Here is a 10,171-nt window from a genome sequence, read left to right as displayed (position 1 = left end):
GAGCCCTTGCTGAGAAATCCCAAACTAGGTAGGAGCAACTGTCTTCTTTTGCGAGTCAGTGCTCGGGGTTCTTCCCTCTCCCCAACCCTCTCCCTGAAGGGAGAGGGAGCCGTCCGTGCCGGCTGATGGCGTGGTTTCATCCTGCTCCGAACGGTCCCCTCTCCCGCTTGCGGGAGAGGGCTAGGGAGAGGGGCTCCTTCACCTGCCGTTGACGTCGGAAGGCTCGGCCAGCGCCCTAGCGCAACAGCCCCATTTCCTTTGCCCGCGCCACCGCCTGGGTGCGGCGTTCGACGCCGAGCTTGTCGTTGATGTGGCGGGCGTGGCTTTTCACCGTGTGCAGGGAGATGAACAGGCGTTCGCTGATTTCCTGGTTGGAGCAGCCCTGGGCGATCAGTTCCAGGACCGCCAGCTCACGGCCGCTCAGGCAATCGGGGAGCGCCATGCCGCGCTCCGGCGCAGCCGGCAGTCGTTCGCGCAAGGCCTCGATGGCCGGCGAAGACGCCCGCACGGCCAGTTGCTCGCGCAGCCAGTCCGGATGTTGCAGCAGGACTTCATGCAACGGGATCAGCAGGCCGACCGCCAATCCATTCAGGCATTCGCCCAGCTCGAAGGAAGCCTCGCGTTCACGGCCGTCCTGCAGCAGCAGGGCAACCAGCTGGCCTTGGGCGAAACGTGCCTGCAACTGCGCACCGCCTTGCAGGGCGCCGCTGGCCACGGCGCGCAGCCGCGCCTCGGCGTCGGCCATGCGACCCTCGCGGCGCTCCAGCTGCGACTGCAGCATCTCCACGTTGCGCGGCAACTGTGGCGAACACTCCGGCGGGGTGGCCGGCTCGTCGCCGGTGTAGGTGTCGCGCAGACGCTCCAGCCAGGCCGTGGCCAGTTCGACCTGGCCCTGACCGAGCCAGAGTTCGCACTTGATCAGGGTAATGGCCGACAGGTAATAGACCGGCGGCACGTCCCACACGTGCATCATCCGCTCGACCTCGGCGAGGTAGGCGAAGGCGCGGGTGTAGTTGCCCAGCCGCCCTTCCAGGCTGGCCAGCACGCAGAAGCCGATCACCAGGCTGATATCGCGGCAGGCGCGAGCCTCCTCGATGCCGGCCTTGAGGCATTTGCGCGCCTCGTCCGGCTGCAGCGCCAAGCTGCGCAGGTAGCCCTGGTAAAGCATCAGCCGGCCGCGCACCGCATAGCGACGCTGCGAGGACAGGCCGGCCAACCGCGCCAGTCCCTGACGCACTTCGTCCTCGGCGCGCAGCACCTCGCCACGCGCCTGCAGCACGCGGGCTCGGTCGTAATGCACCATGGCCTCGAACAGCGGATTGCCGAAGCGTTGCGCCAGTTCCAGCGCCTCTCTGTTCAGCCCCCGTGCACGCCACAGGTCATCGCGCACGATGGAGATATTGCTCAGGGTCGACAGGCACAGCAGGCGCGGGCCGAAGCGCTCCGGACCGAGGCCCTGCAAGGCCTCCTCGCAGTGCCGCTCGGCCGCTTCGATCTCGCCACGACCACGGGCGATCACGCCCGCCAGGGCCTGCCATTGCGCGAGCAGGTCGCGCTGGGTGGTGTCATCCGCGGCGGGCAGGAAGCGCGACAGCTGCGCGCCCAGTTCCTCGGCCGCATCCAACTGACAGGCCAGCGCCAGCGCCCAGCTGTACAGCACGATCAGGCGCGGCGTGCTGGCCAGCAGGCTGTCGGGCAAGTCCATCTTCCAGCGCAGCAGCGTGGCGACGTTCTGCTCGGCCAGCAATTGCTCTTCGGACAGGCTCTGCACCAGGCTCGCGGCGACTTCCGGATGGCCGGCGCGCAGGGCCTGCTCCACGGCGTCATCGAACAAACCCTGGGCGCTGAACCAGCGGCACGCGCGCAGGTGCAGCGCCGCAGCCGAGGGCCCGGACCCGGGCAGCGGGCGGGCCAGCAGCAGGTCGGAGAACAGGTGGTGATAACGGAACCACTGGCCCTGTTCGTCCAGCGGCACGAGGAATACCTGGTGCTGCTGCAGATGACGCAGGATCGAGGCGCTGTCATGGGAGTCCCGCAGGGCATCGCACAGCTCGGCGGAGAAGCGTTCGAAGCGTGCTGTCTGGGCCAGGAATATCTGCACCTCCGGCGACTGCTTGTCGATCACCTCTTCCAACAGATAGTCGCGGATCAGCTCTTCGGCGCCGTGCACCGAAAGATCAGGCACATTGGCCGCCAGTTCGTCGCCATGGGCCAGCAGCCACAGGCGCAGCCCGGCGATCCAGCCTTCGCTGCGCTCGACCAGGTTGTCGAGGGCGTTGTCGTCGAGTTGGGCGCCGGTGGCGCAGACCAGTTGCGCCGTCTCCTCGACGGTCAGGCGCAGGTCCTGCTCGGTGAATTCCAGCAACTGGCGCGACAGGCGCAGGCGCGCCAGGTGCCAGTCCGGGCGCTGGCGGCTGGTGACCAGCACGACCAGGCCGGCGGGCTGGTGATTGAGGAGGAACTGCAGGCAGCGGTCGAGCACCGCCCCTTGGGCCAGGTGATAGTCGTCCAGCACCAGTAGCAGCGGGCGGTCGACGCAGAGGCTGTCCACCAGTTCATCAAGCAGGTCGTCGAGCCAGGCTTCGAAGGCGAACGGCTGGTGGCGCTGGCGCATCTTCAGCAGGGCCAGGGCTTCATCACCGAGGGTGGGGAAATGCAGGCGCAAGCCTTCGAGCAGGCGCTCGAGGAAGCGCCCGGGGTCGCTGTCCCTGGCACTGAGCCCCAGCCACAGGCTGCGCCATTGCTCTTCCAGCGTCTGGCAGAATTCGATGGCCAGGGAACTCTTGCCGAACCCGGCCGGCGCGGATACCAGGATCAGCCGTCCCTCCAGCCCTGCAGCCATGCGCTGGCACAGGCGCGAACGCGCGACGTGGCCATGTGGCAGCGGCGGCCGGAAGAAGCGGTTGCCGGCCACACCGGGCGGTACAGGGGTCAGACTTGGCAGAGTCGAGAAGTCGGTCATCGGCCTGGCTATTGCTCTAGCTCTTGTAGCGGTCAACGAAGGTCGCACTGTCGACCGAGCCTAGCCGCTCGCGAACGGGAATAGAAGCCGATTTTGTTACCTTTGCCCACAAGATGACCGGAAGGCATCCAACATTCCGTCCTCCATTCATCCGGCAGATGACGAGCCATAAAAAAACCGGCCCGAAGGCCGGTCTTTTCTCACCGCGGAACCACCCGTGGGGATCGGGGGATCAGCGCACGCCTTCCTGGCGAAGCGCTGCCGGGGTGAAGTCGCTTTCCGAGGCGCTGTAGTTGAAGTCGTAGGCGGATTTCTCCTCGTTCTTCAGGCCCAGCACCAGGTAACGACCGGACAGCAGGTCATACAGGGTTTCCGCGGTGTACCACGGTACCTGGTAGTTGTAGTAGAACTGGTTGAACGCCTCGGCCACGCGCCACAGGGTGCCACGACCGTCGTAGTGGTCGATGGCCACGGCCTGCCAGGTGTCTTCGTCGATGTAGAAGTCACGCTTGGCATAGATGTGGCGCTCGCCCGGTTTCAGGGTGGCGGTCACGTGCCACACGCGGTGCAGCTCGTAGCGCGACAGGTCCTGGTTCAGGTGGCCAGCCTTGATGATGTCCGAATACTTCAGCTTCGGATCGTCCATCTTGTAGTTGTTGTACGGGATGTACAGTTCCTGCTTGCCCACCAGTTTCCAGTCGTAGCGGTCCGGCGCGCCGTTGTACATGTCCAGGTTGTCGGAGGTACGCAGGCCGTCGGCGGCGGTACCCGGGCCGTCATAGGAAACCTGCGGGGCGCGGCGAACGCGGCGCTGGCCGGCGTTGTAGAGCCAGGCCAGGCGCGGCTCCTTCACCTGGTCGAGGGTCTCGTGCACCAGCAGCACGTTACCGGCCAGGCGTGCCGGCGCGGTCACACGTTGCTTGAAGTAGAACAGCACGTTGCTCGGCTTGCTGGCGTCGTAGTCCTTCAGGTCGGTGCGGAAGACGAATTCGTCCTGGAAGTACACCAGCGAGTAGGAGCCGTTGACCTGCGGAGTGGCCTGGGTCACCAGACGGCGCACGTGGCCGCCGCGATAGCGGGTGATGTGGTTCCAGATGACTTCCAGGCCGTCCTTCGGAATCGGGAAGGGGTTGGCCACCTGGAAGTTCTCCAGGCCGTTGCCGCCCTGCAGCAGCTTGGTACTGGTGGCGTTCTTCTTGGTCGCCTCGAGCACGTTCGCCGGCACGGTGGCGGTACGGTGCGACGGGTACACCGGCATCTTGTAGGTGTCGGGGTAGCGCTTGAACATGGCCTGCTGGCCAGGAGTCAGCTTGTCCTTGTACTGGTCCATGTTCTGCGCGGTGATGGTGAACAGCGGCTTCTCGCTGGCGAACGGATCGCTGAGGAAGCCCTTGCTGTCGGCGGTGCCGGCGTTCTTGGCCAGGCCACCAGTCCAGGCCGGAATCGAGCCATCGGCGTTGCCGGCCTTTTCCGCGCCCATCGGGGTCAGGGTGGTGCCGAGCTTGGCCGCTTCATCGGCAGAGACGGCCGCCATCACCTGGGAAGCGATGAGGCTGAGCGCCAGGGCGCCCGTGTGCAGCAGGATCTTTGTTGTTCTCATGCGTTTATCGTCCTCGTTGAGTCTTTGCCCACCGCGATGGCCGCCTTTCCAACAGCGCATCGCGGGTCTTGTCTGCTGCCCGGGGCGGCGGGTCACCCGGCCGCCCGGATGGCCCGCCGCGAGGGCGGGCCGCTTGCCGGTTGAACGGCCGGCTTAGAAGGTCACACCGAAGCTCAGGCTGACGAAGTCACGATCGTCGACGGTGGAGTACTTGCCGTCGAAGTAGTTGGTGTAGGCCAGGCTAGCGGTGTAGGTGTTCAGGTAGTCGGCGTCGATACCCAGGCTGACCGCCTTGCGGCCTTCCTCGAAGTTGCCACCGGGGCCGGGGGAGTAGCCGTCCACGTCGTGGGACCAGGCCACGTTGGGCTTGAGGTTCACGCCGGCGAACACGTCGTTGTAGTCCCAGATCGCACGGGCGCGGTAGCCCCAGGAATCAGCGGTGGTGAAGCCTTCGCTTTCGCAGTTGCGGCTGACGTTGTTGGCGTTGGCGGTGCCCAGGGTGGAGACGTTGAGCGCTTCGCAGGTCGGACGGCCGTTGAGGCTACCGTTCAGCGGGCCGGGGCCGAACACCGGGTCACGGCCGTAGCGCGCCTTGTTCTGGCTTTCCAGGCCGCCGACGTGGGTCCAGCCGACTTCGCCCACCAGGGTCAGACGCTCGGCGCCCATGACCTGGTCGAAGAAGTGGGTGAAGGTGGTCTGCAGCTGGGTGACTTCCTTGCGGCGGTAGCCGTGCAGGTCCTGGCCGGCGGTGCCGGTCAGCACGGAGGCATTGTCGTAGACGTGGTTGCCGCCGATGGACACCGGGTCCAGGCCGGAATACAGGATGTCGGTGGTGTTCAGCTGCACCGGTGCGTTCGGCCGGTAGCTGATCTCGCCCTGCCAGGCGGTGCCGGTAGGCAGCGTGGTGGAGAAGCTCAGGCCGTACAGGCGGATGTCTTCGGGGTACTCGATGAAGTAGCTGGAGTTGCCCGCCATCGCCGCCGCGCCGGCCTGGGCTGCCAGGGACGGGCTGATCGCCGCGATGTTGGTGATCAGCTGGTTGATCTGGGTGACCTTGGAGGCGTCGGCGCCACGGCCGGAGAAGATCGGCAGGCGGCTGTGGTAGTTCATGTAGTAGCCGCCGAACTCGGTGTTCAGGCTGTCGGCGAAGTACTTCAGGGAGAAGCCATACTGGCCGCTGTCGCGGGCGTCACGGTCCGGACCGCGCCGGACCACCAGGCCTTCGTTCCAAGGCGACGGAGTCACCGCCAGGTTCGGGCCGAGCAGGCCGTTCAGGGTGCGGATCGAAGCGGCGTTGTTGGTCAGCACTGCCAGGTTCTGGGTACAACCATCCGCCACCACGTCCGGCTGGGAGAAGAAGGTGCCGCAGTTGTCGACCGCGGTCTGATCCCACTCCAGCTGGTAGAAGCCTTCGGCAGAGAGGTTCTCGGTAAGGTTCTGCGAGAGGTAGAACATGTTCACCGGCACCAGGGCTTCCTTGATCTCGGAACCCGGGCGGCGGAAGGCGGTGACGTCGAACGGGTTGATCACGCTGATGCCGTTCTGGATGAAGGTGCTCTCGCCCCAGTTCACCACCTGTTTGCCCAGGCGCACGGTGCCGGGCAGTTCGCCGATGGCGTAGTTGTGGTAGATGAAGGCGTCGAGCAGCTGCGCGCCGGAGGCCTGGGCGGCTTCCTTGCGGTTGTGGTCGGACAGCGGCTTGAATTCGGTGTTCTCGTCCTTCTGCTCGAAGTCGTACCAGTACTTGCCGCGCAGGAAGACGCCGGTGTCCTGGTATTTCAGCTCGAGGTCATGGATGCCCTTGAAGATCTTCGAGAAGGTCTTGCCGGCCTTGTAGTTCAGGTGGCCGTCGTCGGAGGTCTGGGACAGCCCCTTGCCGCCGTTGTTGATGCCGATGAGGTTGCTGTTCGGATTCTGCGTCGACCAGCTGGCCCCCACGGACAGCGTCGAGTCGAACGAACCTTCGATTTCCCCGATGTTGAAGCTGACGGCGGATGCCGGCGTCGCCAGCGTGGATGCCAGGCTGACTGCCAGCGGCAACCGCGCCAGGCGCCAGATATGTTGCATGGTTTTCATCGACGCTACTCCATGTGTTTTTTGTTATGAGTAGTGGCGACTATAGCCAGCGTCCTACGGTGCTTGATCGCTCGAAAGTGTGATTTCACTTACAAAGGCCCTGACTAGACGCTTGCGCAGGCCCGAGGCGGCGTGATCACTGGGCTGCGCCGTGCCAAGCGCTTGCTTGGCACGGCGCCCGAAAACCGTGACTTGCCGGTCGTCGGTCACACCGTGGAGAGGAAGGCGCTACCTGCCTCCTGCCATTGGGCGATGTCTACCCGGATGCGCTTCTTGTCGAGCTTGCCGACACTGGTCTTGGGAACTTCAGTAACAACGGCGATCTGCGAGGGAATCGCCCACTTGTTGATGTGGCCCTGCTCGACGAAAGGCTTGAGGTGTTCGCGCAGCGCCTTGGCGTCCAGCGCCTGGCCGTCGCGCAGCACCAGCAGGGCGAACGGACGCTCGCCCCACTGTGGGTCGGGCACGCCGACCACCGCCACCTCGCGCACCGCCGGGTGACGGCTGATGAGGTCCTCCAGCTCCAGGGAGGACAGCCATTCGCCACCGGTCTTGATCACGTCCTTGATGCGGTCGCGGATATCGATGAAGCCCATGCCATCGAGAGTCGCCACGTCGCCGGTGTGCATCCAGCCACCCGCCCACAGCTCCTCGCCCTTCTCCGGCTCGCGGAAGTAGCCCTGGGTCAGCCAGGGCGCGCGCAGCACCAGTTCGCCCTGGGACTCGCCGTCCGCCGGGTGGAACTGGCCGTGCTCGTCCATGATCGCCGCCTCCACCAGCGGCACCGGCACGCCGGCCTTGATGCGGTAGGTGGTGCGCTCATCCTCGCTGCCGGCGCAGAGTTCCTGGTTGAGGTAGCCACAGGAAATCAGCGGGCAGGTCTCGGACATGCCATAGGCCGCCGTGAGCTGGATGCCTCGGGCCTTGGCGGCGTCGTAAAGCGCGTGGTTGAGGGCGCTGCCGCCAATGATGATCTTCAGCCCGCCGAAGTCGTGATCCTTGGCGCCAGCTGCGTTGAGCATCATCTGCAGGATGGTCGGCACGCAGTGGGAGAAGGTCACCTTCTCCTCGCGGATCAGCTTGCACAGCAGTTCCGGCTCGTACCGGCCCGGATACACCTGCTTCACGCCCAGCATGGTCGCCACGTAGGGCACGCCCCAGGCGTGGACGTGGAACATGGGGGTGATCGGCATGTAGACGTCATTGGTGCCCATCAGGCGGATGCTGTCCAGGCTGCCGATGGTCGAGGCCATCGCCAGGGTGTGCAGCACGAGCTGACGATGGGTGAAGTACACACCCTTGGGGTTACCGGTGGTGCCGGTGGTGTAGAAGGTGGTCGCCACCGAATTCTCGTCGAAATCGGGGAAGGCGTAGCGCGGGCTGGCGGCGGCCAGCAGGGTCTCGTACTCGCCGACGCAGTCGGCCAGCGCGCAGGTCTTGTCGGCGCCGTCGGTGATCAGCAGGGTCTTTTCCACCGTGGTCAATTGCCCGGCGATGCCCTGGTAGAGCGCGGCGAACTCGCTGTTGACCAGCACGAAGCGGTCCTCGGCGTGGTTCATGGTGTAGAGGATCTGTTCCGGCGAGAGGCGGATGTTGATGGTGTGCAGCACCGCGCCGATCATCGGGATGGCGAACATGCATTCCAGGTAACGGTGGCTGTCCCAGTCCATCACCGCCACGGTGTCACCCGCCTTTACGCCGGCCTCGGTCAGCACGTTGGCCAGGCGTGCGACGCGCTCGTTGAAGGTGGCATAGGTGTAACGCACGGTGTCGCGGTAGACGATTTCCCTGCCTTTCTCGTAACGGCTGCCCGACAACAGCAGGCTCTTGATCAACAGCGGGTACTGGTAGGCGTTCTGTGCAGCGGGGATGACGCGGGTCTTCAGCATGGCGTACGCACTCTCAAGGCGGGATCTCATCAGGATGAGACCGACTCTAGAGGGCCCGGTGTGTCCATTCATCAGTCAAAAGAGTGATTTGCCGATGACTCTATGGCCGCATCCGGTCACGCGGTAGAATCCTGGCGCCCGGTCGTTCACGGCCGGTACCTTTACCCGGAGTCCGTGTAGGGCCTGCGAGCTAGAGCAGAACAAGGCGGAAGCAGGCGAGGGAGCGGAGTTTACATCTAGTAAATGAGCATGACTCGCTTCGCTCGCCCCTGCGGGGCCGCGCTGAAGCGCGTTAGCCGCAAGCGGCTTCCGAGCCTGCTTCCAACGCAGTTATGCCGACGCGCAGCCGGTCCTACGGGGAGTCCCACAACAAGAGCGAAGAGGTTAGTCATGTCCGAGATCGTCATCGTCAGCGGCGCCCGCACTCCCATGGGCGGCTTCCAGGGCAGCCTGTCCGGCGTTTCCGCCGTCGACCTGGGCGCCATCGCCATCCGCGAAGCCATTTCCCGTGCCGGCATCCAGCCCGAGGACGTGCAGGAAGTGATCATGGGCAACGTGCTGCCCGCCGGCCTGAAACAGGGCCCGGCCCGCCAGGCGGCACTCAACGCCGGCCTGCCCGCCGCCACTGGCTGCACCACCATCAACAAGCTCTGCGGCTCGGGCATGAAGGCCGTGATGCTGGCCCACGACCTGCTCAAGGCGGGCACCAACAGCGTGATGGTCGCCGGCGGCATGGAAAGCATGTCCAATGCCCCCTACGTGATCGAGAAAGCCCGCACCGGCCTGCGCATGGGCCATGGCGAGATCAAGGACCACATGTTCCTCGACGGCCTGGAAGACGCCCGCACCGGTCGCCTGATGGGCTCCTTCGCCCAGGAAACCGCCGACCAGTACAAGGTCACCCGCGAAGAGATGGACGCCTATGCCATCGAGTCGCTCAAGCGCGCCCAGGCCGCCATCGAGGACGGCTCGCTGGCTTCGGAAATCGTCCCGGTGACCGTCACCACCCGCAAGGGCGAGACCGTGGTGAAGGACGACGAGCAGCCGCTCACCGCCAACCTGGACAAGATTCCCGGCCTGCGCCCGGCCTTCCGCAAGGACGGCACCATCACCGCAGCCAACGCCAGTTCCATCTCCGACGGTGCCTCCGCGCTGGTCCTGATGACCGCTGAAGAAGCCGCGCGCCGGGGCCTGAAGCCGCTGGCGAAGATCGTCGCCCACGCCACCCAGAGCCAGGACCCGGCCGAGTTCACCCTGGCCCCGATCGGCGCCATGACCAACCTGTTCAAGAAGGCCGGCTGGAGCAAGGACGACGTCGACCTGTTCGAGATCAACGAAGCCTTCGCCATGGTCACCATGCTCGCCATGCGCGAACACGGCCTGGATCACGCCAAGGTCAACGTCTACGGCGGCGCCTGCGCCCAGGGCCACCCGGTCGGCTCCACTGGCTCGCGGATCATCGTCACCCTGATCAACGCCCTGCAGAAAAAGGGCGGCAAGCGCGGCGTGGCCTCGCTGTGCATCGGCGGCGGCGAAGCCACCGCGGTGGCGATCGAGCTGGTCTGATACGTCGTCAGGCATGAAAAAGGGGCGCCTCGGGCGCCCCTTTTTCATTCGGAACCAAGCATTCCTGCAGGAGCGAGG

5 protein-coding genes are annotated in these 10,171 nt (G+C 65.3%); 1 reads left to right on the top strand and 4 read right to left on the bottom strand.

Annotated elements, in window-relative coordinates:
* Positions 1-235: 235 nt before the first annotated feature.
* The 4 genes from C167_RS0118315 to C167_RS0118300 form a co-directional block, all read right to left on the bottom strand.
* Entirely contained in the window at positions 236-2,962 is a 2,727-nt protein-coding gene (locus C167_RS0118315) for a LuxR C-terminal-related transcriptional regulator (protein ID WP_017519747.1), read from the bottom strand.
* A 232-nt stretch (positions 2,963-3,194) separates the two neighbouring features.
* Positions 3,195-4,562, bottom strand: a complete 1,368-nt coding sequence (locus C167_RS0118310; RefSeq protein ID WP_017519746.1) for a DUF1329 domain-containing protein — start codon at positions 4,560-4,562, stop codon at positions 3,195-3,197.
* Positions 4,563-4,715: 153 nt separating this feature from the next.
* Complete coding sequence (locus C167_RS0118305; RefSeq protein ID WP_017519745.1) at positions 4,716-6,638, bottom strand: DUF1302 domain-containing protein; 1,923 nt, start codon at positions 6,636-6,638, stop codon at positions 4,716-4,718.
* Between the two features lie 206 nt (positions 6,639-6,844).
* The gene (locus C167_RS0118300; protein WP_017519744.1) at positions 6,845-8,527 is read right to left on the bottom strand and encodes a fatty acid--CoA ligase; all 1,683 of its coding nucleotides are present in this window, start codon (positions 8,525-8,527) and stop codon (positions 6,845-6,847) included.
* A gap of 390 nt (positions 8,528-8,917) precedes the next feature.
* Here C167_RS0118300 and C167_RS0118295 point away from each other — a divergent pair, with 390 nt between their 5' ends.
* Positions 8,918-10,093 (top strand): thiolase family protein, encoded by a 1,176-nt coding sequence (locus C167_RS0118295; protein ID WP_017519743.1) that lies wholly within the window; start codon positions 8,918-8,920, stop codon positions 10,091-10,093.
* Positions 10,094-10,171: the final 78 nt, after the last annotated feature.

The sequence above is a fragment of the Pseudomonas nitroreducens TX1 genome (assembly GCF_000313755.1).
In the GTDB taxonomy this organism is placed as follows: Bacteria; Pseudomonadota; Gammaproteobacteria; order Pseudomonadales; family Pseudomonadaceae; genus Pseudomonas; species Pseudomonas nitroreducens_A.
This window is presented reverse-complemented; position numbering and strand designations above follow the sequence as displayed.

Bases quoted from the DNA above. Each gene is read 5' to 3' on its own strand.
- C167_RS0118315 (WP_017519747.1), bottom strand. From the start codon at position 2,962: ATGACCGACTTCTCGACTCTGCCAAGTCTGACCCCTGTACCGCCCGGT.
- C167_RS0118310 (WP_017519746.1), bottom strand. From the start codon at position 4,562: ATGAGAACAACAAAGATCCTGCTGCACACGGGCGCCCTGGCGCTCAGC.
- C167_RS0118305 (WP_017519745.1), bottom strand. From the start codon at position 6,638: ATGAAAACCATGCAACATATCTGGCGCCTGGCGCGGTTGCCGCTGGCA.
- C167_RS0118300 (WP_017519744.1), bottom strand. From the start codon at position 8,527: ATGCTGAAGACCCGCGTCATCCCCGCTGCACAGAACGCCTACCAGTAC.
- C167_RS0118295 (WP_017519743.1), top strand. From the start codon at position 8,918: ATGTCCGAGATCGTCATCGTCAGCGGCGCCCGCACTCCCATGGGCGGC.